The sequence below is a fragment of the Burkholderia sp. LMU1-1-1.1 genome, from assembly GCF_040675865.1.
Classification (GTDB): Bacteria; Pseudomonadota; Gammaproteobacteria; order Burkholderiales; family Burkholderiaceae_D; genus Rugamonas.
Map to the genome: position 1 here is coordinate 19,167 of NZ_JBEGHG010000023.1, position 22,522 is coordinate 41,688.

Sequence of the window (22,522 nt, forward strand, 5' to 3'; positions counted from 1 at the left end):
TGAATATGCGTCAGGATTCGAGTTTCTTGCCGGCGGTTTCGGGCAGCGTCAGCGCCGCCAGGATCATCACGCCGTAGGCGGTGCCGGCGAAGATGCCGATCGCGTGGCCCAGCGCCATCGAATTGCTGCTCAAACCGATCATCAGCGGGAACAGCGAGCCGATGGCGCGGCCCATGTTGTAGCTGAAGCCCTGGCCCGAACCGCGCATCGAGGTCGGGAACAACTCGGTCAGGAATGCGCCCATGCCGCTGAAGACGCCGGACACGCAGAAGCCGAGCGGGAAGCCGAGGAACAGCATCACGCTGTCGGTCACCGGCAACCGGGTGTAGGCCAGTGCAATGCACATCGAGCCGGTGGCGAACAGGATGAAGTTCTTCTTGCGGCCCAGGTAGTCGGTCAGGAAGGCGCTGACGATGTAGCCCACGTACGAGCCGACGATCACCATCGCCAGATAGCCGCCGGTGCCCAGCACGGTCAGGTGGCGTTCGGTCTTGAGGAAGGTCGGCAGCCAGGTGGTGATGGCGTAGTAGCCGCCTTGGGCGCCGGTGGTCAGCAGCACGGCGCGCAAGGTCACGCTGAGCATCTTCGGCGCGAAGATGGCGGTGAAGTTGATGCGCTCCTCGCTGTTGACGCGCACCTTGTTTTGCTCGGCGATGAAAACGTCCGGTTCATCGACGAAGCGGCGGATGAAGATCACGAACAGCGCCGGCAGTATCCCCAGCAGGAACAGCGAACGCCAGGCCCATTCCGGTGGCAGCAGCGAGAACATCAGCGCGTACAGCAAGGCCGACATGCCCCAGCCGAGCGCCCATCCCGCCTGCACCATGCCGACCGCCTTGCCGCGGTCCTTGGCGCGTATCACCTCGCCGATCAGGATAGCGCCGGCGGTCCACTCGCCGCCCATGCCAAAGCCCATCAGGCCGCGCGCCCACAACAGCTGCTCGAAGTTCTGCGCCAGGCCGCACAACACCGTGAAGAAGGCGAACCACAAGATGGTGATCTGCAGCGTCTTGACGCGGCCGATGCGGTCCGACATGATGCCGGCGATCCAACCGCCGGCGGCGGAGGTCAACAACGTGACGGTGCCGATCAAGCCGGCGTCGCCCTTCGACAGGCCCCAGGTGGCGATCAGCGTCGGAATCACGAAACTGAGGAATTGGGTGTCCATCGCGTCCAGCGCGTAACCGATCTTGCAGCTCCAGAAGGTGCGGCGCTCCTTGCCGGTCAAGGCGTGGAACCAGGCGAAATATCCTTCCGGCTGGCTGGTGCTGGCTACTTTTGTGTTCATAGTGCTCTCCCTTTTTTTAGAATGCGGCGGTCCCCCGGGTGCCTGTGCGGACCCGATAGCGAGGACGTTGCCATGTTGTTTAACTTAGAATGCGGCTAGCGAGGCGTTGCGTATATCCGTCACCAGCATGTAGCCCGGCTGGTGGGTGATCACCAGCGGCAGTTGCGCATGGCGTATGGCCTCCTGCGGCGTGACGCCGCACGGCCAGAAGACTGGAATCTCGTCCGGCATGACCTCGACCGCGTCGCCGTAGTCGGGTTGACCAAGATTGGCGATGCCGATCAGCGCGGGGTCGCCCAGATGCACCGGGGCGCCATGGACGGCCGGGAAGCGGCTGGTGATCTGGATCGCGCGGATGGCGTCGGCCGCCTTCATCGGCCGCATCGACACCACCATCTCGCCACCGAACGGGCCGGCGGCCTGGTTGCGGATATTGGTGCGGTACATGGCGACGTTGCGGCGCTGCTCGATGTGGCGCAGCTGGATGCCGGCGTCCATCAACATCTGTTCGAACGAGAACGAACAGCCGATCGCGAACACCACCAGGTCGTCGCGCCAGATGTCGTGCAACGCCGCCGTTTGCGCCGCCAGCACGCCGTCGCGATAGACGTTGTAGCCGGGCGTGTCGCTGCGCAGGTCCATGTCGGCGCCGAGGCTGGCGACATTCCACTGACCCGGTTCGCCGACCGCCAGCAGCGGGCAGGCGCGCGGGTTGCGCTGGCAAAAAAGCAGGAAGGCGTCGGCATGAGCCTGCGGCAGGATCACCAGGTTGGCCTGGGCGTAGTCGCCGCAATAGCCGGCCGTGGGCAGGCGGAATTCGCCGCTGCGGACTTTGTGCCTGAGTTCAAGTGGAGTCATGGTCGTTTCGCTCATAGTGATGTGAAAACTGCATGAGTTCAGAATAAACTCGAATATCGCTTCATGCTATCTAGTTATTTTTGCTGTTGTTGTATAGTTTTTCTTACCGCCGTGCGCTATCCCGGTGCATAAGGTTAAGGTATTCTTGTTGCATGAATACCCGATTCCTCGAAACCTTCGTCGCGCTGGCGCAGTTGCGCAGCTTCCGCGCCACGGCCCGCGCGCTGCACGCGACGCCTGCCGCGATCTCGTTGCGGATCAAGTCGCTAGAGGAGGAATTGCAGACGGAGCTGATCGACCGGAGCTGCAAGGACTTCCGGCTGACGGCCAACGCCGAGTACTTGCTGGGGCATGCGAAGGCGGTGGTCGACGCCACCCGCAGGCTGCAGGCGGCGGCGCACAAAGATAGTGCGGTGCGCGGACGGCTGCGTCTCGGCGTGATCGAATCGGTGGTCCACAGCTGGCTGGCGCAGTACATCCGGCAGCTCAATGTGTTGTATCCGGAGCTCGAAGTCGACCTGGCGGTCGATATCAGCAATGTGCTGGAGCGCCGCCTGCGGGCGCGCGAGCTCGATCTGGTGATCCAGGTCGAGGGTGTCGAGAGCAACGACATCGTGTCCGAGGCGCTGGCGGTTTATCCGCTGCACTGGATCGCGCGCCGCGGATTGCTCGACACGCGCAAGGAGGGTTTGAACCAGCGCTTGCTGCAGTTGCCGATCCTGACCTTCGGACGCGGCACCGCGCCGCAACGCGCGCTGGAGGAAATCGTCAGCAAGATGGCCAACCTGGCGGCGATCCCGCTGGAGCAGACGCGCATCACCTGCTCGCCGTCGGTGGCGGCGATCGTCCAGTTGGTCAAGGACGGTTACGGCGTGGCGGCGATTCCCAGCCTGTTCGTGGTGGCCTCGCTGGAGAGCGGCGAATTCATCGAACTGCCGGTGCAGCCGGAGCCGCCGTCGATCATCGTCTCGCTGTGCTTCCACACCAACGCCGAGATGCTGGTGCACGCGGCGGCCAACGCCGCCAGACATGCGTGCGCCACCTATTGCGCACAGGTCGACCCGCGTTACATCAAATCGCTGGGCTAACGGCCACCAGCGCCGGCGGCTTCCGGCCACTTGCGCTGGCGGCTTCTAAACCACGTAGGGCGGATTAGCGAAGCGTAATCCGCCATGCATGCGTCTCGACGGCTCATCGAGTGGCGGATTACGGCGTTCCGCCTAATCCGCCCTACGTGTCTCCATGTTCCGCTTGGCGCCAACTGCCGGTGCGGGCGATCTGCACCGCAGGCTGCGGCTCTGTCCAGCGAAACGGCAGCGCGCCGGCGTTGCGCACCACTTCGCGTATGCGAAACCGCAGCAGGCGCTCTGCCCCGGTGAAGGCTTCCACTTCCGGCCCGTCCCAGATGATTTCCGCCTCCACCGCCAGATGCAGCAGGTCGCCGCGCTCGAAGTCGATGAACAGCAAGCCGGCGCGCGGATGCTCCAGCAAATTCCCCGCCGTGTTGAAGAAAAAATTCCCGCGAAACTCGGGCGATGTCAGCGTGTTAGCGTCATCGACCCGCACGAAGCCGGGCCGCCCTCCCCGGTGCGAAACATCCACACCGCGCGCGCGGCCGGCATCGGCGTCCAGGTTGGCGCTGGCGATGAAAAAGGTATCCGACCGCGCTATCAGCGTCCGGTCCTCTTCGCTGAGCGCCGTGGCGCGCGACACGCGCTCGGCGCCGGCCGTGCCGATATCAGGCGCAGCGCCATGCTGACGATGCTGGATGTACTGCGGGCAGTTGCCGAAGCTCTGGACGACCGCGATACGCATACCGTCACCATCAATCGCCGCGATCACGCCATTGACGCGGTTGCGGCGGCGCGTGGTCGGCGCCAGTCCCAGGCCGCCTATATGATCGCCCGCGCGCAACCGCCCTTGCAGCGGATCGCCCGCCAGCATGCCGCCGGCGATGTCCAGCGTGCGCGCATCCGGCGTGACGATGAAGCCCGGATCGGCGGCCAACATCGTGGCCCACGGCTGGCCCGCCTCGTCCAGCGCGCCGATGAAGAAGAACGGCAGCTCCTCGAAGAACTGGCGATGCTGCTCCGGCATGTGATCGCGCACGCCGGCGCTTCCGGCGGCGGCGATCCGCTCGCGCATGCCGACGCGCTGCTGGATCGCCAGTTCGCCGGCGTGAAATGGAGAGCCCGAGGAGTCCATGGCCTACACCTGTTCCGGCGCCACGCCGGCCTGCGTCGCCTGCATGGCGACAAAGCCCGGCAGCGCGCGTACATTGCCCAGCCAGGCGCGGATGTTCGGATACGGCTTGAGCGGGACGCCGCCCTCCGGCGCGTGCTCGATGTAGCTGAACGCGGCGACATCGGCGATGGTGGCGTGTTCGCCCACCAGGTAGCGGCGGCCTTCGAGCTCGCGCTCCATCACGTCGAACAGGCGCACGGCCACGCCCTTGACGTACTCGTGATCGATTTTGGCGCCGAACACCGTGACCATGCGCGCGGCGGCCGGACCGTAGGCGATCTTGCCCGAAGCGGCCGACAGCCAGCGCTGCACCTGCGCGGCGGCCAGCGGATCGCGCGGCAGCCAGCGGCCGCTGTCGTCGTATTTGGCCGCCAGGTAGACCAGGATCGCGGTCGAATCGGACAGCACGGCGTCGCCGTCCTCCAGGACCGGCACTTCACCGAAGCCGTTCATCGCCAGGAATTCCGGCGTACGGTGTTTGCCGCCAGCCAACGGCATGGGCACGAACTCGTACGGCAGCTTGAGCAGGTTGAGCAGCAGTTCGGCGCGGTGCGAGTGGCCGGAGAGCGGGAAGCCGTAGAGTTTCATGAAGAGTCCTTATGTGGATGGGCGAATGAAGCCAGTATAGGGAAGCCTCGCCGTCCCGATAAGCCGGACAATGCCGGAATCACAGTTCACCCAAAGTGGACAATCAAGGCATAATGAGGCGATGATCGATCTCAACAGTGTCAATCTGAACCGCCTGGTTACCTTCGTCGCCGTCGTCGAGGCCGGCTCGTTGACGGCCGCCGCCGAGCGGCTGGGCCTGGCCAAGTCCATGGTCAGCAAACATATGCAACTGCTGGAAGCGGAAATCGGCGTCGGCCTGCTGGTGCGATCGACACGCAAACTGAGCCTGACCGAGGCCGGGCGCGTCTTCTATGAGTCCAGCCGCCAGTTGCTACGATCGGCCGAACAGGCGATCGAGCAGGCGCGCACCGGCCTGGACAGCCCGCAAGGCACGCTGCGCGTGGCCTCGCCAATCGATTACGGCGCGATGGTGGTGGCGCCGGTGCTGGCGCGGTTGCGCGCGCGCTACCCGGCCCTGCACATCGAGCTGGTGTGCGCCGACCATGTGATCGACTTGATCGCCGAGGGCATCGACGTCACGGTCCGGCTGGGCAAGCTGGCCGATTCGGGCCATATGGCCAGCCGCGTGGGGCCGCTCGAGCGCTGGCTGGTGGCCACGCCGGACTTCATCGCCCGCCACGGCATGCCGGACCATCCGGACGCGCTGGAGGCGTTGCCGTTCATCGCGCTGTCCGTACTGCCGCAGCCGAGGGTGTTCACTTTGGACGACGGCGCCGGCCAGGCGCGCGAGATACGCATGCGCAACACGGTATTTTCCACCAACACCGCTTACGCCAGCCGGGCCGCCGCGCTGGCAGGGGTCGGCGTGCTGCGCGCCACCACCTTTTTGACACAGGAGGACGTGGCCGCCGGCCGGCTGGTGCGGCTGCTGCCGGGCTGGTCGCAGGCCGCCAGCGATATCCACGCCGTGTACCCGGCCTCGCCCCACGTGCCGCAGAAAGTGCGCGTGTTTATCGACGCGCTGAAGGCGGCAACTTCACAGTCCGCTTAGCCTTTGCGCGCCGAGACCACGATGCCGGCGACGATCAGCGCGAACGCCACCGCGTGGTAGGCGTGCGGCGCCTCGCCGAGGAAGGCCGACGACAGCAACGCCGTGAACAGCGGCGTCAGGTTGACAAAGAAGGCGCCGATGGCGGGGCCGGCGCGCTGCACGCCTTCACCCCAGCAGCGGAACGCGATCACCGCCGGGAACACCGCGACATACACCAGCGCGGCGGCCAGCCACCAGCTCCATTGCACCGGAATCGCCCCCAACCACTGCTCGCCCAGCGCGAACCCGCCCGACCACAGCGCGCCGAACGCCACCTGCGCCGCCAGGAAGCCGGCCCAGTTGGCGCGGATCGCTGCCGGTTCCCGGGTGCCCATCAGCATCCAGCTATAGAAAGACCAGGCGATGGTGGCCAGGATCATGAACAGATCGCCCGCCACCAGCCGCAGCTCCAGCACATGCCGCCACTCCCCGCGCGCCAGCACCACCAGCACGCCGGCGATCGACAGCGCGGCGCCGGCCATCTGGCGCCCCGTGACCGGCACGCCGAAGAACAGCCGGCCCGTCAACATCATCCACACCGGCAGTCCCGAGGCGACCAGGGTGACATTGATCGGCGTCGAGCTTTGCAGGGCCATGTATTGGAACGTGTTGTACAGGCCGATGCCCATCAGCCCCAGCAGGGCGTACTGCCTCCAGTGCGGCCACAGCGCGCTGTCCCGCCGAAACACCGGGCCGGCCAGCGGCAGCAGGATCAGCAAGGCGATCGCCCAGCGCAGGAAATTCAGCAACACCGGCGGCAACATATCGTGCACCAGGCGGCCGACAATGGCGTTGCCGGCCCACAGCAGCGGCGGCAAGGTCAGCAGAAAAATGGTTTTAGGGCTCAGGCGTGCGGTCATTATAGTTATATCTATGCAACATTACGCCTTTGAGCATACCCGATTCCACCACTTTGCGTGGGCGGCGGCGATAGAATTAGCGCGTCGGCGCCGCGGCGCGGTAAAATACTCATTGCTGAGCCACTCACTTGGACTATATGAAATTCTCTAAACAACATTCGATGTACGAATCCGACCATACCTTGTTCATCAAGTCGCTGAAGGAAAAGAATCCGGCGATCGAAGAAGGTCAACGTCTGGGCCGCGCGCTGCTGTGGGACAAGGCGCCGCTGTCGCTCGACGAGCAGGAACGCCAGCTCGAGTCGGCCGTCAAGCAACAAGCTTACGTCTACCAGAACAAAGTCTAAGGACTTGGGGCGGCACGGATGTTGCCAGACGATACGGCTGAACAGCCGGCCGGCGAGGTTCCGAACCCGCCGCCGGCGGTAACCGCCGACGGCGACGCCGCGGAAGCCCCCGTGTCGCCGGAGATCGCCGATGCGGCGGCCGCCGTAACGTCCGAAGTGGCCGCCCTCGCCCGCCTGTACGGCGAGCCGCTGCTCAAGCTGCCCAACGATCTGTACATTCCGCCGGACGCGCTGGAAATCTTCCTCGACGCCTTCGAAGGGCCGCTCGACCTGCTGCTCTACCTGATCCGCAAGCAAAACTTCAACATCCTCGACATTCCGATGGCGCAGCTGACGCTGCAATACCTGAAATATGTCGACCAGATCCGCCTGTCGAACCTGGAGCTGGCCGCCGAGTATCTGCTGATGGCGGCGATGCTGATCGAGATCAAGTCGCGCATGCTGTTGCCGCAGCGGCAGTCGGACCTCGAGATCGAACACGACGATCCGCGCGCCGAGCTGGTGCGCCGTCTGCTGGAATACGAGCAGATCAAGCTGGCCGCCTACGACCTGAACGCGATCCCCCAGGTCGATAGGGATTTCGTGCGCACGCAGATCTTCATCGAGCAAAGCCTGGTGCCGACCTGGCCGGAGGTGGCGCCGGTCGACCTGCAGCAGGCCTGGCTGGACGTGATCAAGCGCGCCAAGCTGACCCAGCACCACAAGATCAGCCGCGAGGAGCTGTCCGTGCGCGAGCACATGACCGGCATCCTGCGGCGCCTGCAATCGAGCCGTTTCGTCGAATTCGCCGACCTGTTCGACAGCGCCGGCGGCGTGCCGATGGTGGTGGTGAACTTTATCGCGCTGCTCGAACTGGCCAAGGAAACGCTGATCGAAATCACCCAGGCCGAGCCGTTCGCCCCCATCTACGTGCGCCTGGCCTATTCGCCCGCCTGAACGCGGCCGGGCCGTGGCCCCGCCCACCCTTTACCGAATTCCCTTTTTACGCCGATAGCGAACAATGTCATGAAAATCATCACCACCATAGAAGAACTGCGCGACCAACTGAGCGGTCAACTGCGCACCGCCTTCGTCCCGACGATGGGCAACCTGCACGAGGGCCACCTGTCGCTGATGCGCCTGGCGCGCAAGCACGGCGATCCGGTGGTCGCGTCGATCTTCGTCAACCGCCTGCAATTCGGCCCGAACGAGGACTTCGACAAGTATCCGCGCACCTTCCAGGCCGACGTCGAGAAGCTGGAGAAGGAAGGCGTCTACGTGCTGTTCGCGCCGACCGAGAAGGACCTGTATCCGGAGCCGCAGGAATTCCGCGTCAACCCGCCCGCCGACCTGGGCAATACGCTGGAGGGCGAGTTCCGTCCCGGCTTCTTCACCGGTGTGACCACCATCGTGCTCAAGCTGTTCTCGTGCGTGCAGCCGAAGGTGGCCGTGTTCGGCAAAAAGGATTACCAGCAGCTGATGATGGTGCGCAACATGGCGCGCCAGTTCGCGCTGCCGACCGAGATCATCGGCGCCGAAACCTACCGCGCCGAGGACGGCCTGGCGCTGTCGTCGCGCAATATGTACTTGTCGGAAGCGGAGCGCGCGGAGGCGCCGGCGCTGTTCCAGAGCCTGAACTACGTCGCCAACGAAATGCGCGCCGGCCATCTGGACATCTTCCAGGTCGAGCACAAGGCGATGGAGGATTTGGCCAAGCGTGGCTGGAAGCCGGACTATGTGTCGATCCGCAAGCGCAGCGATTTGCAGCCGCCCAGCGCCGGCGACCTGGCGCAGGGCTCGCCGCTGGTGGTGCTGGCCGCCGCCAAGCTGGGCTCGACCCGCCTGATCGACAATCTGGAGATTTAACGCTGCGGTTTCACCGCCGGTGCGACCGGCGGCGGGATGGTCACGCCCTGCGGCGAGAGCTGGATGATCACCGGCGGCGCGGCCGGTGCTGCTTTCGGCACGGCGTTGTTCAGCACGAAGGTCATGACCGTGATGAAGATCGCCATGGAGGCAAGGAAGATGCCGACCATCCACTGCACCATGCGCGCGCTGGATTCGGCGATCTCCTTACGCAGCTCGGCGCCCAGCTTATCGATCTTGGCGTTGAGCTCGGCGAATCGGCCATTCACATTCGCCTCGAAAGCATCCAGCCTTGCGTTCATGTCGGCGCGGACCGCTTCGGTCTTGGCGTCGATGTAATCCTTATCGGCATTGGCGTTCATGCGTTTATCTTCCGCCGGACCGGCGGCGGTGTCAAAGCGCGCACGGGAGATATCCGGCCCGCGTTTGCGCCAGCTTAAGAAGCGTTACGCGGCCACCGTCTGCGCCCACGCCAGCGCCGACAGGTGCGCCGTGTTGACGTCCTCCGGGCTCAGCTTGAGCGTCGCCGCCAGCGAGGCGACCAGGGCGGAATTGAGCTCACAAGCCTCGGCCAGCGCCAGATACGGCCCGTATTTGCCGCCGCGCGTCAGCAACGCCGCGACCACGTCGTCCGACAGCTGGATGTTGGCCAGCACCTCTTTCATGCTGATGCCCAGCAGCCGGTCCAGCAGCGAGAACATGCCGGCCACGAAGATGTTCTCGGCCTCGCTCTTGCCCAGCGCGGCCTGCCCCAGCAGCTCGGCCAGGCGGCCGCGCACCACCGCCGTCTCCAGCAGCACCGGCGAGTAGCCGGACGTGCTGGCCGTGGCCAGCAACAAGGTCAGCCAGCGGTACAGCGGCGTGTAGCCCAGCAAGGCCAAGGCTTGCCGGATCGACTGCACCTCGCGCCCGGCGCCGAAGCCGGCCGAGTTGATGAAGCGCAGCAGCTTGTACGACAAGGTGGCGTCATGCTTGAGCACGGTTTCGATCTGGCCGATGTCGGCGTTCTGCCGCACCATCTGCATCAGCTGCATGATGATGGTCTGCGCCGGATTCATGCCGCCCGAAAGCAGGCTGGTGCGTGGAGTCAGGTGCAGCTTGCCGACGAAGGCGTTCAGCCCCAGCGCGGCGCAGGCGTCGAAATCGGCCCAGTTGCTCACCGGCCGCGCGATCATGCCGACCGTCGATTGTTTGAAGGCGGCGTAGGTGCGCGCCTGCGTGGCGACGTCGGCGCCGGAAAAGCGCACCTCGACATACGAGGCGAGGGTCGGCAGCCGGGCGCCGCTGCGCGCCAGGTCGGCCTCGCGCAGCAGGATGCCGACGCCGCCGGCGCGCAGCGCCTGCACCGCCGCCAGGGTGTCCGGATTGGCCAGCGCGGCCGCCTTGAGCGACAGCACCGTGCGCTCCGGCGGCAGGCGATGCAGCGCGTCGGTCGACAGCATGGCCGGCACGGCTTCTAAAAAGAGGATTTTGTCGCGCAGCAGCCAGCGGCCGCCATCGTCCTCGTCGACCATTTGTTCGGCGACGAAGTCGACCAGCAACTCGAGCTCGGCCGGGGTCGAGGCCGGCGCCCCGCTCTGGGTCTGCTTCTGCTGTTGCCAGCACAATTCATAGCCCACCACCCGCTGCTTGGCATCCAACAACGGCTCACGAACGAGGAAATTGGTCTGGTGCATGGCTATGAGAGGTGAGCCCGCGACCCGGGCACAAGGCGCGGGCGACGGGGGCACAGCGCCACGACGGCGCTGTCTTGTTGCTTAAACCATCATCAAGCGCCGAGTTTTTCGAAGATCTTGTTCAGCTTTTCGTCCAGCGTCGCGGCCGTGAACGGCTTGACCACGTAGCCGTTGGCGCCGGCCTGGGCGGCGGCGATGATGTTTTCCTTCTTCGCTTCGGCGGTGACCATCAGCACCGGCAATTTGGCCAGCGCCGGGTCGGCACGGATGTTTTGCAGCATCGTCAGACCGTCCATGTTCGGCATGTTCCAGTCGGACACGACGAAGTCGAACGATTCGGCGCGCAGCTTCGCCAGCGCCATCACGCCGTCTTCGGCCTCGTCGACATTGGCATAACCCAGTTCTTTCAACAGATTCCGGACGATGCGGCGCATCGTCGAAAAATCGTCAACAACTAAAAATTTCATCTTTGGATCAGCCATGAATTACTCCGTTGATTCTCTACGCGGTTGTGAATAATGCCTACAATTTCCATCAAGTTGTAGGATAGCATTTTCGTTGCTCTAAGGCGAACAAAGTAGCAGTAAAACGTCACCCGGGACACATTTAGCCCGGGTTCCCCGCAATTACCGAGGTAATTGCACCAGCAATTGAAATACCGACTACACCCGCAAGGCGCGCGAACCGTGCGCGGCCAGGTGGCCCAGCACCATGCCCGGCAGCGCCTGCAGCGCGCCGACCTCGTGGGCGGCGCCCACCGCGATCGCCTCGCGCGGCATGCCGAACACCACGCAACTGGCCTCGTCCTGGGCGAAATTATACGCCCCGGCCGTGCGCATCTCCAGCATACCGGCGGCCCCGTCCTTGCCCATGCCGGTCAGGATCACGCCGACCGCGTTCTTGCCGGCCGCCTGCGCCGCCGAACGGAACAGCACGTCGACCGACGGCCGGTGGCGGTTGACCGGATCGGCCTGGTCGATGCGGGTCATGTAGTTGGCGCCGCTGCGGGTCAGGTACAGGTGCGAATGGCCCGGCGCGATGTAGGCGTGGCCCGGCAGCACCCGCTCGTTGCCGGCCGCCTCCTGCACCGAGATCTTGCACAGCGTGTCGAGCCGCTTGGCGAACGAGCGGGTGAAGCCCTCGGGCATGTGTTGCGCGATCAGGATGCCGGGACAGTCCGACGGCATCTGCATCAGGAATTCGCGGATCGCCTCGGTGCCGCCGGTGGAGGCGCCGATGATGATCAGTTTTTCCGACGACGTCAGCGGATTGCGCAGCTGCGGCAGCGGCACCTGCCCCTCGGCGCCGGGCTGGGGCAGCACGCGCGCGCGCACCCGGGCCTTGGCGGCGGCGCGGATCTTGTCGGTGATGAGGTCGGTGTACTCGCGCATGCCCGCCTGGATCGAGATTTTCGGTTTGGTGACGAAGTCGACGGCGCCCAGTTCCAGCGCGCGCATCGTGATTTCCGAGCCCCGCTCGGTCAGCGAGGATACCATCACCACCGGCATCGGGCGCAAACGCATCAATTTCTCCAGGAAATCGAGGCCGTCCATCTTGGGCATCTCGACGTCCAGGGTCAGCACGTCGGGATTGGTCTGCTTGATCAGTTCGCGCGCGACCAGCGGATCGGGCGCCACGCCCACCACCTCCATGTCGGCCTGGCTGTTGATGATCTCGCTCATGACACTGCGGATCAGCGCGGAGTCATCGACGATGAGGACTTTGATCTTCATAAAACATTGCTTTCCGGGCCTGGCCCTTATCTACTCTATGTACTCGTATCGCTCGGTCAGAACAGATCGATCTCGCCGCCGACCGGCGCCTTCTTGAGGCGGCTGGCGTATTCGATCTCGCGCTTGGCCAGCGTGTCGTTATGGGTTTGCATCAGCTTCTTGACCAGCACCTTGCCGGTGCGCGGGAAGAAATACACCTTGCGCGGGTGGATGTCGTTCAAGTCCTCGGCCACCACGCGGATCTTCTCGGTCTTGAGGAAGCTGAGCACGAAGGCGGCGTTGCGCTCGCCGACGTTGATCGCCGTGAAGCCCTTGAGCACGGCGCCGCCGCCGAACACCTTGGCCTCCATGTTCTCGCGCTTGGCGCCGGCCTTGAGCAGATCGTTGATCAGGATCTCCATCGCGTAGGTGCCGTAGCGCGCCGAGGCCGAGACCGGGCTGCCGTCGCCGCCGCCGTCGGGCAGCATGAAGTGGTTCATGCCGCCCAGGCCGGTGACCCGGTCGCGGATGCAGGCCGACACGCACGAGCCGAGCACGGTCACGATCAACATGTCCTTGTTGGTGAAATAATACTCGCCGGGCAATATCTTGGCGGCGTCGCAGTCGAACGTGCGATCGAAATACACGTTCGTGGCAAATTGTTCAAGGTCCATGGGTTATCTCGTGTTGGTCGCGCCGCTTTTCGAAGCGGCGCCGCGGTGTTGATCATCCAACTCGTACACCGTCTTGCCGCGTAGTTTGAGCGACTCGGACACGTAGAGGAAATTCTCCGAATGGCCCGCGAAGAGCAAGGCGTCCGGCTTCATCAGTGGGACAAAGCGCGACAGGATCTTGCGCTGGGTCGGCTTGTCGAAATAAATCATCACGTTGCGGCAAAAGATGACGTCGAACTGGCCGCTGATGGGCCAGCCGTCGGCCAGCAGGTTGAGCGGCTTGAACGTGATCATGTTGCGCAGTTCGGGGCGCACGCGCGCCATGCCCTCGCGGTCGCCCTTGCCCTTGAGGAAGAAGCGGCGCGAGCGCTCCGGCGACATCTTCTCGAGCCGGTCCATCGTGTAGACGCCGTTGGCGGCGTGGGCCAGCACGTTGGTGTCGATGTCGGTGGCGATGATGTGGCAGTTCGGCGTCAGCGTGTTGAACGCCTCGCACACCGTCATCGCGATCGAATACGGCTCCTCGCCGGTGGAGGCGGCCGAGCACCAGATGGTGATCGGCTCGCGCTTGTTCTTCACATGCTCGGCGAGCAGCGGGAAGTGGTGCGCCTCGCGGAAGAACGACGTCAGGTTGGTGGTCAGCGCGTTGGTGAACGACTCCCACTCCTCGCCCAGGCGGCCCGCCTCGAGGTCGTCGAGGTATTTGGCGAACGAGGCGATGCCGGTGGCGCGCAGCCGCCGCGCCAGGCGGCTGTAGACCATTTCCTGCTTGCTGTCGGCCAGCGAGATGCCGGCGCGTTTGTAGATGAGGCCGCGAACACGTTCGAAATCCTTGGCGTTGAAATCGAACTCTTTGACGGTGTCTTTAGTATGCGGCATTGGGTATTCCTTGGTTTACTACACTGGTGCTGCTGTGTAACGCTACTGCTTGAAATCGCGGTTTAAAATTCTTCCCACTCGTCGCCGCTGGTCGGCGACGTGGTCAGCTTCTTCGGCGCCGGCGGCGCCTTGGCCTTGGCCGGCGCCGCTACGGCGGGCGCCGCCGGCGCGGCGACCGGTTTGGGCGCGGCACGCTTGCTCGGCGGCGCGGCGACGGCGGCGGCCGGCCGGCGCGTGCCGGCATGCTCGGCCAGCTTGAACACGCTGACCGCCTGCGCCAGCAGCTCGGCCTGCTCCTGCATGCTCTCGGCGGCCGCCGCCGACTGCTCGACCAGCGCGGCGTTCTGCTGCGTCATCTCGTCCATCTGCGTGATGGCCTGGTTGACCTCCTCGATGCCGTTGCTCTGTTCCTGCGTGGCGGCGGTGATCTCGCCCATGATGTCGGCCACCTGGCGGATCGAGGTCACGATCAGGTCCATGGTCTGCCCGGCCTCGTCGACCAGGCGGCTGCCGGCGTCGACCTTGTCGACCGAGTCGCCGATCAATTCCTTGATCTCCTTGGCCGCGCCGGCCGAACGTTGCGCCAGGTTGCGCACCTCCGACGCCACCACCGCGAAGCCGCGGCCCTGCTCGCCGGCGCGCGCCGCTTCCACGGCGGCGTTGAGCGCCAGGATGTTGGTCTGGAAGGCGATGCCGTCGATCACGCCGATGATGTCGACGATCTTGCTCGAGCTGGCCTTGATCGACCCCATCGTCTCGACCACCTGCGACACCACGCTGCCGCCCTTCTCGGCCACCGACGACGCGGTCACCGCGAGCTGGTTGGCCTGGCGGGCGTTGTCGGCGTTCTGCTTGACGGTCGACGTCAGTTCCTCCATCGACGACGCGGTCTCCTCCAGCGAGCTCGCTTGCGACTCGGTGCGCGACGACAGGTCGGCGTTGCCGGCGGCGATTTCGTGCGAGGCCGTGGTGATCAACTCGGTACCGCTGCGCACATCGCCCACCGTCTTGGCCAGGCTCTCGTTCATGTCCCGCAGCGCCTGCAACAGTTCGCTCGTCTCGTCCTTGCCCTCGACGCGCACGTCCGAGGTCAGCTCGCCCGAGGCCACGCGCTGGGCCACGGCCACCGCGCCCGAGAGCGGCACCACGATCGAGCGGGTGATCACCACCGCGCACACCACGCCCAGCGCCACGGCCACGGCGCCCAGGCCGAACAGCACGAACATCAGCGACCGGTCGGCGGTGACGGAACCGTCCATCACATGCTTGGCGTCGGCCTGCTGCATCTCGACCAGCTTGTTGATCTGCGTCAGGGTCTGCTGGTTGAGCGGATCGATGCGGCCCGAGATGACCTTGGCCGCGCCCTCGCTGTTAAACGCCAGCACCTGCCCGATCGCCTCCTTGAAGGCGCTGTCGGTATCGGCGTCGAGCTTGGAGATATCGGCCAGCACTTTCTTTTCGTCGTCGCTCAGGCCCAGCGCCTTGATGTCGGCGATCGCCTTGTCGTAGCGCGCGCGATGGTCCTTGACCTTCTGCTCTTCCTTCTGCATCAGGCTCACGTCCGACTGCAGGCCGATATTGCGCATGGCGATGCCGGTCTCCAGCATCGCGCTTTTCATCGCCCCCGCCTGCAGGTTCTTGGCGGTGCTCAGCTCCAGGCCCGTGGTCAGCTTGCTCTTGTTGCTGAAGTTGAGGTAATTGGTCATCAAGACCATCGCCACCAGGATCAGCAAAATGCCGCCGAACCCGATGCGCAGGCGTGTACCGATGGTGAAATCGCGTAAGTTCATGTTGTTTTCTCCCCTTGCTGTCTATGCGTGTGCTCGCCGGAACGGTGCTACCAGGCCGATGATCGTTATAGTCTTTTGGCACGCCCTCTGTGGGGCGCTTCCGCGGCCGACCGCTGGCCGCTTCGGGGGCAAGTTTTAGGCCGCCAGTTGTTCCATCAAGCCCATTTCGGCGCTTGACATCAGTTTGTCGATGTTCACCAGGATCAGCATGCGCTCGTCGATGGTGCCCAGGCCGATCATGTAGTCGGAGCTGAAGGCGGTGCCCATCTCCGGCGCCGGCTTGACCTGCTCCGGCGTCAACGTGGTCACGTCGGACACCGAGTCGACCACCATGCCGACAATGCGGCCGCTGATGTTGAGGATGATGACGACGGTGAACTGGTCGTACACCGGCTCGCCCAGGTTGAACTTGATGCGCATGTCCACCACCGGGATGATGATGCCGCGCAGGTTGATCACGCCCTTGATGAATTCGGGCGCGTTGGCGATGCGGGTGACCACTTCGTAGCCGCGGATCTCCTGCACCTTGAGGATGTCGATGCCGTATTCCTCCGAGCCCAGCGTGAAGGCCAGGTATTCGTGACCGGCGATCTCGTTCGCGCCGGTGGTTAGTACGTCTGCCATGATGGTTTCCTATCTACGTTGCGTGGTTCGGTCAGGAGAAAATCTGTTCGTCGGCCAGTTGGCGCGACGAGCGGATCAGCGCGGCGACATCGAGGATCAGCGACACGCCGCCGTCGCCCAAAATCGTGGCCCCGGAAATGCCGGCCACCTTGCGGTAATTCGATTCCAGGTTCTTGACCACCACCTGCTGCTGGCCGACCAGGTCGTCGATGAACAGGCCCGCCTTGCGGCCGTCCGTCTCGATGATGACCACGATGCCCTGGGTCGGATCGGTGAAGCGCGGCGTGATGTCGAACATCTGGTACAAGGGCACCAACGGCAGGTACTCGCCGCGCACCTTGATGACGCGGCCCTTGCCGCTGATTTCCTTGACGTCGTCGGCCACCGGCTGCAGCGACTCGATGACAAAGCCCAGCGGCAGGATGTAGACCTCCTCGCCGACCCGGATCGACATGCCGTCCAGGATCGCCAGGGTCAGCGGCAGCGAGATCGAGATCGTCGTGCCGAAGCCCTTGGCCGAACGGATGTCGACCACGCCGCCCATGGCGGTGATGTTGCGCTTGACGACATCCATGCCGACGCCGCGTCCGGAGACGTCGGTGACCACCTCGGCGGTCGAGAAGCCGGGCGCGAAGATCAGCTGCCAGACCTCGGCGTCGCTCATCGTTTCGCTCACCGGCAGGCCGTTTTGCCCGGCCTTGGCCAGGATGCGCTCGCGGTTCAAGCCGCCGCCGTCGTCGGACACCTCGATGATGATGTTGCCGCCCTGGTGGGAGGCCGACAGGAACAGGCGGCCCGACTCGCTCTTGCCGGCGGCGCGCCGCACGTCCGGCATTTCAATGCCGTGGTCGATCGAGTTGCGCACCAGGTGCGTGAGCGGATCGACGATGCGCTCGATCAGGCCCTTGTCCAGTTCCGTGGCGGCGCCGTTGGTGATGAAGTCGACCTTCTTGCCCAGTTTGGCGGCCAGGTCGCGCACCATGCGCGGGAAACGCGAGAACACGAAGTCCATCGGCATCATGCGGATCGACATCACCGCTTCCTGCAGGTCGCGGGTGTTGCGGGTCAGCTGGCTGACGCTGTTGAGCAGGCGTTCGTGCGCCATCGGATCGAGCGTGTCGACGCGCTGCTCGATCATCGCCTGCGTGATCACCAGCTCGCCCACCAGGTTGATCAACTGGTCGACCTTCTCGATCGACACGCGGATCGACGACGATTCGGCGCCGGCGCCCGGCGTGCCCTTCTCGTCCTTCTTGGCGGCTTTTTTCTCTTGTTCCTCGACCACGGCCGGCGCGGGCGGCGCCTCGATCACGATGCCGGCGGCGGCGCGGATCTGCTCGACCGGCTGGAAGAAGCCGTAGCCGTTGGCGTCGTCGTTGCCCTCCTTGGCGTTGGCGCGGATCTCGTCGAGCGGCTGGAAGAAGCCGTAGCCCTGGCCACCGCCGGCCATCGCCGGATGCAATTCGGTTTCGTCGAAAAAGCCGTAACCGAGGTCGCTCTCGACCTTGGAGCGCTCGGCCTTCTCGGCGCGCGCCTGCTTCTCGCTCAGCGCCGGCAATTCGGTCACCACCATGTCGTCCGGATTGAGCACGAAGGAGCAGATGGCGATGATGTCGTCGAGGCTTTCGTGCGTGGTCACCACCATCGCGTTGCGGTCCTTGTCGAGCGGCGTGATCGACACGTGGCCCATCAGTCCCAGCTCGGCGCCGAGCGCGGTCACCTCGCGGTGCACCATGACGGGCAGCTCGAGCCGGTAGCGGCGCCCGCCGCTATGGTCGACCACTTTCGCCTCGGTCGCGTTGAACGCCGGCGCCACCGGCGACAGCGCCACCACCGGCACGTCCTGGGTCAGCGACTGCAGCATCATGCGCACGTCGCCGACGGCGTCCTGGTCGACGGTGCTGCCGAGGCGATGGCCGTCGAGCTGCATCTTGAGGATGTCCTTGGCCGCCAGGAAGGCGTCGACGTGCTCGGACGTCAGCGCCATCTCGCCCTTGCGGATGCGGTCGAGCAAGGTCTCGAGGATGTGCGTGACCTCCGTCATGTCGGTGACGCCGAACGTGGAGGCGCCACCCTTGACGGAATGGGCGGTGCGGAAGATCGCGTTCAGATCCTCGGCATCGGGGGCGGCAACGTCCACGGCCAACAGCAGCCGCTCCATTTCAGCCAGCAGTTCCTCGGCCTCATCGAAGAAGACCTGGAAAAACTGGCTTATGTCGATGGTCATGGTGATACTCCGTAAAGTTCGCTCATTGCTCGCGCCTTATCAGCCGATGACCTTCTTCACTACCTCGATGAGGCGCTGCGGATCGAACGGCTTGACCAGCCAGCCGTTGGCGCCGGCAGCGCGGCCCTTGGCCTTCATCTCGTCGGACGACTCGGTGGTCAGCATCAGGATCGGCGTCTTGGCGTAGGTCGGCAGCTCGCGCAGCAGCGCGATCAGTTGCAGGCCGTCCATGCGCGGCATGTTCTGGTCGGTCAGCACCAGGTCGACGCTTTGCAGCTTGGCTTTTTCCAGGCCATCCTGGCCGTCAACCGCTTCCACCACCAGGTAGCCGGCGGCCTTGAGGCTGAAGGCCACCATCTGGCGCAGGGAACTGGAATCATCAACTGCAAGTATTGTCTTGGCCATCTTGGTTCTCACTCTTATCAATGCTGGACGCGCACGTCCATTTTTTTTAAAACAATCGGTGTTCAGCGGGGGTCTGCTCGACCCTTAAAACAATTCGATGTCGCCGCTCTCCAGGTGTTGCTGACTTACCGCCTTGCGCAACACGCTGCGCAGTTCCAAACTCTGTATCGCCAGCGCCATGCTGACCTTGCCCAGCAGCGCGACGATTTCCTCGTTGTCGCTCTCGGGCAGCATCTCGGCGCCGTGCGCGCCCAGGGTACCGAGGAATTCGCGCAGGCCGGTGACGCGCTTGAGCGTGCGGTCGATCAGCTGGCTCGTCATGTCCTGGAACTGCATGCTGGTGATGGCGGCGTTGACATAGCCGCCCACCTGGCCCTGCAGCGCCTGCAGCTGCGCGCGCTGCTCGGGCGTGGCGATGCCGCCGTCGAGCAGCAGCTGGATCGTGGCCTGCTCGGCCTCCACCGTCTGGTGGATTGCCATGAAGTTGAACGACAACTTCTCGATGGCCTCCTCCAGCAGCAGCCGGGTCTGGATCAGATCGGTCTCGACCTCGGTCAAATGCTTGCGCCCGTGGTCAGACACGCCCGACAGCAGGCGTTTTACATGCGACCCAAGGATTTTTTTTCTCGTCATAACATTCTCGTTGTTCTACTCTTCGCTGCGCGCTTTAGGTATTGCGTTGACTACTTACTTACGGACCGGCGGCCCCGCCGGCGCCGCGGCCGCGGCCGGGGCCGCCGCCTCCTCCTCGGCGCCGACCGCGATCTGGCGGCCGCCGTCGCGGATCACACTCTCTTCGGTCCGCTTGTTCATCACCAGGATGCTGATGCGGCGGTTGATCGGGTTGAACGGATCGGCCTTGTCCAGATTGGCCGCCGACGCCAGCCCCACCACCCGCAGCACCTTGGCGTCGGCCATGCCGCCGACGATCAGTTCGCGCCGCGACGAATTGGCGCGGTCGGCCGACAATTCCCAGTTGCTGTAGCCGGTCTCGCTCATGTACGGCGTCGAATCGGTGTGGCCCGACAGGCCGATGCGGTTCGGCACGTCGTTCAGCACAAACCCGATCTCATGCAAAATCTCTTTCGTGTACGGCTGCAAATCGGCCTTGGCCAGCGCGAACATCGGACGGTTCTGCTCGTCGACGATCTGGATCCGCAAGCCCTCGGTCGTAATATCGAGCAGCAACTGGTTCTTGTACTTGACCAAGACCGGATTGGTTTCGATCTTGGCCTCGATTTTTTCCTTCAGCGCCTTCAGGCGCTGCGCGTCCTCGGCCTCGATCGCGGCGCGGGCGGCGGTCAGGTTGAAGGTTTTCTTGACCACCGGATCGTCGCTGGCCTTGACCTGGCCATCCTTGCGGGTCAAATCCTTGCCGCCGCCGGGGATCACCGACGAGCTGTCGCCGCTGCCCGAGCCGCCCTGCATGGCCACCTTCAGCGGCGTCTTGAAGTAATCGGAAATGCCCTTCAGATCGCCCTTGGAGGTCGAGCCAAGCAGCCACATCAGCAGGAAGAACGCCATCATCGCCGTCACGAAGTCGGCATACGCGATCTTCCAGGCGCCGCCGTGGTGGCCGCCGCCGTGTTTCTTGATGCGCTTGACGATAATTGGCCGTAAGCCCTCTTCAGCCATGACGATTCCTTAATAATTCGAACATAATGCCAATCCGCACCCGGCTTACTTCGACTTCGATTTCTTGATGTGGTCTTCCAGCTCGCTGAACGTCGGACGTTCGGTCGAGTACAGCACCTTGCGGCCGAACTCCACGGCCAGCGCCGGCGCGTAACCGTTCAGGCTTGCCAGCAAGGTGACCTTCACGCACTGGAACATCTTGGTCGACTCCTCCAGCTTCTGCTCGAGCAGGCTGGCCAGCGGACCGACGAAACCGTAGGCCAGCAAAATGCCGAGGAAGGTGCCGACCAGCGCGTGGGCGATCAGGATGCCCAGCTCCGCCGGCGGCAAGCCGACGTTTTCCATCGTGTGCACCACGCCCATCACCGCCGCCACGATACCGAACGCCGGCATGCCGTCGCCCAGCCGCGCGATCGCGTGGCCGGGCGCCGCGCCTTCGTGGTGGTGGGTATCGATCTCGTTGTCCATCAGGTTCTCGATCTGGAACGCATCCATATTCCCCGACACCATCAGGCGCAGGTAATCGGTCATGAATTCGACGATGTGGTGGTCCTCCAGCACGCTCGGATACTTGCTGAACAGCGGGCTTTGCTCCGGGCTGTCGATATCGCCTTCGATCGACATCAAGCCTTCCTTGCGCACCTTGGAGAGGACGTCGAACAGCAGCGACATCAGCTCCATATACAAATCCTTGGTATAGCGCGATCCCTTGAACAGGGTGGGCAGCGCGGCCAGCGTGGCCTTCAAGGTCTTGCCGTTATTGCCAACGATGAAAGCCCCGATCGCGCCGCCGCCGATCATCACCAGCTCCAGCGGCTGGAACAGCGCGGCCAGATGCCCGCCCCCCATCGCATAGCCGCCGAAGACCCCGGCCAACACCACCACATATCCAATTATGACTAACAAGTGACCTGACTCCCCATAGTGAAACAAGGCCAAAATGTCAACTAACGGCGGCCCGATTTCAATAAATTTACGTGTAGAACTACAATAACGTGTCCGGGGGTGGCCGAGCAAGTGAATAACGCCAAATGATGCTTAAAAGTACCATTTATAGAGAGCGGCGTCGCCGTCTGTGGCGAGAATGGTCTGATCCGGCGCCCTTGCGTCGATTGCAAATTCATAGCTTATAAGTATGGCATCAGGACACATTTCAGCCTCCGCCTTGCGCCATAAACCGGCCATCGCGGCCGGCGACAGATAGGCGAACACCAGGTCGAATTGGCCGAAATCGAGGCGCTCGTAATCGCCGAACAGGAAGCGCGCGCGGCTGTGGCCGATGGCGGCGCGCACGCGGCTATACAACCAGGGCAGCGGCGCCAGCTCGATGCCGACGCATTCGATATCCGGCCGCGCGCGCGCCAGGTACATCACCAACCCGCCCAGTCCGCTGCCGATATCGATCACGCGCAGCGGCCGGCCGTCGGCGCGCGGCGGCGGAAGCTGCTGGCGCACCGCGTCCCACACCGCCGGGTGCGACGGGTAATAAGGAACTTGCGTGCGGAACGTCGACCAGTACAGGCCCAGCAACAACAGGAAGACCGCCAGGAACAGCCACGGCGGCAGCCGCAGCGACAAGGCCGCCAGCACCGCCAGCGGGAAAAAGAATTCGATCGCGCGCCACCACACGGCCAGCCCCGCCAGCCACGTGAGGGCGGCGGCGAGCAGGCCGTGCACGACGGCGACGGTCAGGTAATCGACGGGAAAATGGAAGGTGGCCAGCAGGTACACCAGGCCGAGGCTGAGCGGCGCGGCGCCGCATTGGATCAGCAAGGCCCGCACGGCGGGCGCGCGGACG

24 protein-coding genes are annotated in these 22,522 nt (G+C 64.3%); 5 read left to right on the forward strand and 19 right to left on the reverse strand.

What is annotated here, in order from left to right; translation table 11 throughout:
- Positions 1 to 10: 10 nt before the first annotated feature.
- Together MRBLMU1_RS18460 and MRBLMU1_RS18465 are read right to left on the reverse strand one after the other, a co-directional pair.
- A complete protein-coding gene (locus tag MRBLMU1_RS18460; protein WP_363503954.1) occupies positions 11 to 1,288 on the reverse strand; it encodes an MFS transporter in 1,278 nt (425 codons plus the stop codon).
- 84 nt (positions 1,289 to 1,372) lie between these two features.
- Positions 1,373 to 2,161, reverse strand: coding sequence for a putative hydro-lyase (locus tag MRBLMU1_RS18465; RefSeq protein WP_363503956.1), 789 nt, complete (start codon positions 2,159 to 2,161; stop codon positions 1,373 to 1,375).
- A gap of 137 nt (positions 2,162 to 2,298) precedes the next feature.
- Here MRBLMU1_RS18465 and MRBLMU1_RS18470 point away from each other — a divergent pair, with 137 nt between their 5' ends.
- Positions 2,299 to 3,234 carry a LysR family transcriptional regulator gene (locus MRBLMU1_RS18470; protein ID WP_363503958.1) on the forward strand — a complete coding sequence of 312 codons (936 nt, stop codon included), beginning with the start codon at positions 2,299 to 2,301 and terminating at the stop codon, positions 3,232 to 3,234.
- A 142-nt stretch (positions 3,235 to 3,376) separates the two neighbouring features.
- On the opposite strand, the gene MRBLMU1_RS18475 is transcribed toward MRBLMU1_RS18470, so the two are convergent.
- Positions 3,377 to 4,351 (reverse strand): pyridoxamine 5'-phosphate oxidase family protein, encoded by a 975-nt coding sequence (locus MRBLMU1_RS18475; protein WP_363503960.1) that lies wholly within the window; start codon positions 4,349 to 4,351, stop codon positions 3,377 to 3,379.
- Between the two features lie 3 nt (positions 4,352 to 4,354).
- Positions 4,355 to 4,978 (reverse strand): glutathione S-transferase family protein, encoded by a 624-nt coding sequence (locus MRBLMU1_RS18480; protein WP_363503962.1) that lies wholly within the window; start codon positions 4,976 to 4,978, stop codon positions 4,355 to 4,357.
- A 121-nt stretch (positions 4,979 to 5,099) separates the two neighbouring features.
- Here MRBLMU1_RS18480 and MRBLMU1_RS18485 point away from each other — a divergent pair, with 121 nt between their 5' ends.
- Positions 5,100 to 6,011 (forward strand): LysR family transcriptional regulator, encoded by a 912-nt coding sequence (locus MRBLMU1_RS18485; protein ID WP_363503964.1) that lies wholly within the window; start codon positions 5,100 to 5,102, stop codon positions 6,009 to 6,011.
- Here the strand turns inward: MRBLMU1_RS18485 and MRBLMU1_RS18490 are convergent.
- Entirely contained in the window at positions 6,008 to 6,910 is a 903-nt protein-coding gene (locus tag MRBLMU1_RS18490; RefSeq protein ID WP_363503966.1) for a DMT family transporter, read from the reverse strand. The two genes, MRBLMU1_RS18485 and MRBLMU1_RS18490, sit on opposite strands and share 4 nt — an antisense overlap.
- Positions 6,911 to 7,047: 137 nt before the next feature.
- Here MRBLMU1_RS18490 and MRBLMU1_RS18495 point away from each other — a divergent pair, with 137 nt between their 5' ends.
- From MRBLMU1_RS18495 to panC, 3 genes are all read left to right on the forward strand, one after another.
- The gene (locus tag MRBLMU1_RS18495) at positions 7,048 to 7,257 is read left to right on the forward strand and encodes a DUF3460 family protein (RefSeq protein ID WP_090315205.1); all 210 of its coding nucleotides are present in this window, start codon (positions 7,048 to 7,050) and stop codon (positions 7,255 to 7,257) included.
- 18 nt (positions 7,258 to 7,275) lie between these two features.
- Positions 7,276 to 8,193 (forward strand): segregation and condensation protein A, encoded by a 918-nt coding sequence (locus tag MRBLMU1_RS18500; RefSeq protein ID WP_363503968.1) that lies wholly within the window; start codon positions 7,276 to 7,278, stop codon positions 8,191 to 8,193.
- A 69-nt stretch (positions 8,194 to 8,262) separates the two neighbouring features.
- A complete protein-coding gene (gene panC, locus MRBLMU1_RS18505) occupies positions 8,263 to 9,102 on the forward strand; it encodes a pantoate--beta-alanine ligase (protein ID WP_363503970.1) in 840 nt (279 codons plus the stop codon).
- On the opposite strand, the gene MRBLMU1_RS18510 is transcribed toward panC, so the two are convergent.
- The 14 genes from MRBLMU1_RS18510 to MRBLMU1_RS18575 all read right to left on the reverse strand — a co-directional run bounded on the left by MRBLMU1_RS18510 (position 9,099) and on the right by MRBLMU1_RS18575 (position 22,497).
- On the reverse strand, positions 9,099 to 9,464 hold the full coding sequence (locus tag MRBLMU1_RS18510) for a hypothetical protein (RefSeq protein ID WP_363503972.1): 366 nt from the start codon (positions 9,462 to 9,464) through the stop codon (positions 9,099 to 9,101). The two genes, panC and MRBLMU1_RS18510, sit on opposite strands and share 4 nt — an antisense overlap.
- An 84-nt stretch (positions 9,465 to 9,548) precedes the next feature.
- Entirely contained in the window at positions 9,549 to 10,778 is a 1,230-nt protein-coding gene (locus MRBLMU1_RS18515) for an EAL and HDOD domain-containing protein (RefSeq protein ID WP_363503974.1), read from the reverse strand.
- 92 nt (positions 10,779 to 10,870) lie between these two features.
- Positions 10,871 to 11,260, reverse strand: coding sequence for a chemotaxis response regulator CheY (gene cheY / locus MRBLMU1_RS18520; protein ID WP_008450066.1), 390 nt, complete (start codon positions 11,258 to 11,260; stop codon positions 10,871 to 10,873).
- A gap of 180 nt (positions 11,261 to 11,440) precedes the next feature.
- Positions 11,441 to 12,511, reverse strand: coding sequence for a protein-glutamate methylesterase/protein-glutamine glutaminase (locus tag MRBLMU1_RS18525; RefSeq protein WP_363503977.1), 1,071 nt, complete (start codon positions 12,509 to 12,511; stop codon positions 11,441 to 11,443).
- 56 nt (positions 12,512 to 12,567) lie between these two features.
- Positions 12,568 to 13,164 (reverse strand): chemoreceptor glutamine deamidase CheD, encoded by a 597-nt coding sequence (gene cheD, locus MRBLMU1_RS18530; RefSeq protein ID WP_363503979.1) that lies wholly within the window; start codon positions 13,162 to 13,164, stop codon positions 12,568 to 12,570.
- Positions 13,165 to 13,167: 3 nt separating this feature from the next.
- The gene (locus MRBLMU1_RS18535; RefSeq protein WP_363503981.1) at positions 13,168 to 14,043 is read right to left on the reverse strand and encodes a CheR family methyltransferase; all 876 of its coding nucleotides are present in this window, start codon (positions 14,041 to 14,043) and stop codon (positions 13,168 to 13,170) included.
- Between the two features lie 62 nt (positions 14,044 to 14,105).
- Positions 14,106 to 15,833, reverse strand: a complete 1,728-nt coding sequence (locus MRBLMU1_RS18540; RefSeq protein WP_363503983.1) for a methyl-accepting chemotaxis protein — start codon at positions 15,831 to 15,833, stop codon at positions 14,106 to 14,108.
- 135 nt (positions 15,834 to 15,968) lie between these two features.
- Entirely contained in the window at positions 15,969 to 16,457 is a 489-nt protein-coding gene (locus tag MRBLMU1_RS18545) for a chemotaxis protein CheW (protein WP_315214975.1), read from the reverse strand.
- Between the two features lie 31 nt (positions 16,458 to 16,488).
- Positions 16,489 to 18,684, reverse strand: coding sequence for a chemotaxis protein CheA (cheA, locus tag MRBLMU1_RS18550; RefSeq protein ID WP_363503985.1), 2,196 nt, complete (start codon positions 18,682 to 18,684; stop codon positions 16,489 to 16,491).
- A gap of 39 nt (positions 18,685 to 18,723) precedes the next feature.
- A complete protein-coding gene (locus tag MRBLMU1_RS18555; RefSeq protein ID WP_090314352.1) occupies positions 18,724 to 19,089 on the reverse strand; it encodes a response regulator in 366 nt (121 codons plus the stop codon).
- A gap of 84 nt (positions 19,090 to 19,173) precedes the next feature.
- Positions 19,174 to 19,722: a chemotaxis protein gene (locus tag MRBLMU1_RS18560; RefSeq protein WP_209715333.1), complete on the reverse strand. Its 549-nt coding sequence runs from the start codon at positions 19,720 to 19,722 to the stop codon at positions 19,174 to 19,176.
- 54 nt (positions 19,723 to 19,776) lie between these two features.
- The gene (gene motB, locus MRBLMU1_RS18565) at positions 19,777 to 20,724 is read right to left on the reverse strand and encodes a flagellar motor protein MotB (RefSeq protein WP_363503988.1); all 948 of its coding nucleotides are present in this window, start codon (positions 20,722 to 20,724) and stop codon (positions 19,777 to 19,779) included.
- A gap of 45 nt (positions 20,725 to 20,769) precedes the next feature.
- On the reverse strand, positions 20,770 to 21,630 hold the full coding sequence (gene motA / locus MRBLMU1_RS18570) for a flagellar motor stator protein MotA (RefSeq protein ID WP_363503990.1): 861 nt from the start codon (positions 21,628 to 21,630) through the stop codon (positions 20,770 to 20,772).
- 132 nt (positions 21,631 to 21,762) lie between these two features.
- A complete protein-coding gene (locus MRBLMU1_RS18575) occupies positions 21,763 to 22,497 on the reverse strand; it encodes an SAM-dependent methyltransferase (RefSeq protein ID WP_363505105.1) in 735 nt (244 codons plus the stop codon).
- Between the last annotated feature and the right edge of the window lie 25 nt (positions 22,498 to 22,522).

What these genes read in the sequence shown, in the direction of transcription:
- MRBLMU1_RS18510 (WP_363503972.1), bottom strand. Translation starts at nt 9,464, where the DNA reads ATGAACGCCAATGCCGATAAGGATTACATCGACGCCAAGACCGAAGCG.
- cheY (WP_008450066.1), bottom strand. Translation starts at nt 11,260, where the DNA reads ATGGCTGATCCAAAGATGAAATTTTTAGTTGTTGACGATTTTTCGACG.
- MRBLMU1_RS18560 (WP_209715333.1), bottom strand. Translation starts at nt 19,722, where the DNA reads ATGACGAGAAAAAAAATCCTTGGGTCGCATGTAAAACGCCTGCTGTCG.
- MRBLMU1_RS18465 (WP_363503956.1), bottom strand. Translation starts at nt 2,161, where the DNA reads ATGAGCGAAACGACCATGACTCCACTTGAACTCAGGCACAAAGTCCGC.
- cheD (WP_363503979.1), bottom strand. Translation starts at nt 13,164, where the DNA reads ATGGACCTTGAACAATTTGCCACGAACGTGTATTTCGATCGCACGTTC.
- panC (WP_363503970.1), top strand. Translation starts at nt 8,263, where the DNA reads ATGAAAATCATCACCACCATAGAAGAACTGCGCGACCAACTGAGCGGT.
- MRBLMU1_RS18490 (WP_363503966.1), bottom strand. Translation starts at nt 6,910, where the DNA reads ATGACCGCACGCCTGAGCCCTAAAACCATTTTTCTGCTGACCTTGCCG.
- MRBLMU1_RS18515 (WP_363503974.1), bottom strand. Translation starts at nt 10,778, where the DNA reads ATGCACCAGACCAATTTCCTCGTTCGTGAGCCGTTGTTGGATGCCAAG.
- MRBLMU1_RS18480 (WP_363503962.1), bottom strand. Translation starts at nt 4,978, where the DNA reads ATGAAACTCTACGGCTTCCCGCTCTCCGGCCACTCGCACCGCGCCGAA.
- MRBLMU1_RS18485 (WP_363503964.1), top strand. Translation starts at nt 5,100, where the DNA reads ATGATCGATCTCAACAGTGTCAATCTGAACCGCCTGGTTACCTTCGTC.
- cheA (WP_363503985.1), bottom strand. Translation starts at nt 18,684, where the DNA reads ATGACCATCGACATAAGCCAGTTTTTCCAGGTCTTCTTCGATGAGGCC.
- MRBLMU1_RS18495 (WP_090315205.1), top strand. Translation starts at nt 7,048, where the DNA reads ATGAAATTCTCTAAACAACATTCGATGTACGAATCCGACCATACCTTG.
- MRBLMU1_RS18525 (WP_363503977.1), bottom strand. Translation starts at nt 12,511, where the DNA reads ATGAAGATCAAAGTCCTCATCGTCGATGACTCCGCGCTGATCCGCAGT.
- MRBLMU1_RS18470 (WP_363503958.1), top strand. Translation starts at nt 2,299, where the DNA reads ATGAATACCCGATTCCTCGAAACCTTCGTCGCGCTGGCGCAGTTGCGC.
- MRBLMU1_RS18460 (WP_363503954.1), bottom strand. Translation starts at nt 1,288, where the DNA reads ATGAACACAAAAGTAGCCAGCACCAGCCAGCCGGAAGGATATTTCGCC.
- MRBLMU1_RS18500 (WP_363503968.1), top strand. Translation starts at nt 7,276, where the DNA reads ATGTTGCCAGACGATACGGCTGAACAGCCGGCCGGCGAGGTTCCGAAC.
- MRBLMU1_RS18475 (WP_363503960.1), bottom strand. Translation starts at nt 4,351, where the DNA reads ATGGACTCCTCGGGCTCTCCATTTCACGCCGGCGAACTGGCGATCCAG.
- MRBLMU1_RS18545 (WP_315214975.1), bottom strand. Translation starts at nt 16,457, where the DNA reads ATGGCAGACGTACTAACCACCGGCGCGAACGAGATCGCCGGTCACGAA.
- MRBLMU1_RS18540 (WP_363503983.1), bottom strand. Translation starts at nt 15,833, where the DNA reads ATGAACTTACGCGATTTCACCATCGGTACACGCCTGCGCATCGGGTTC.
- MRBLMU1_RS18535 (WP_363503981.1), bottom strand. Translation starts at nt 14,043, where the DNA reads ATGCCGCATACTAAAGACACCGTCAAAGAGTTCGATTTCAACGCCAAG.
- MRBLMU1_RS18555 (WP_090314352.1), bottom strand. Translation starts at nt 19,089, where the DNA reads ATGGCCAAGACAATACTTGCAGTTGATGATTCCAGTTCCCTGCGCCAG.
- motB (WP_363503988.1), bottom strand. Translation starts at nt 20,724, where the DNA reads ATGGCTGAAGAGGGCTTACGGCCAATTATCGTCAAGCGCATCAAGAAA.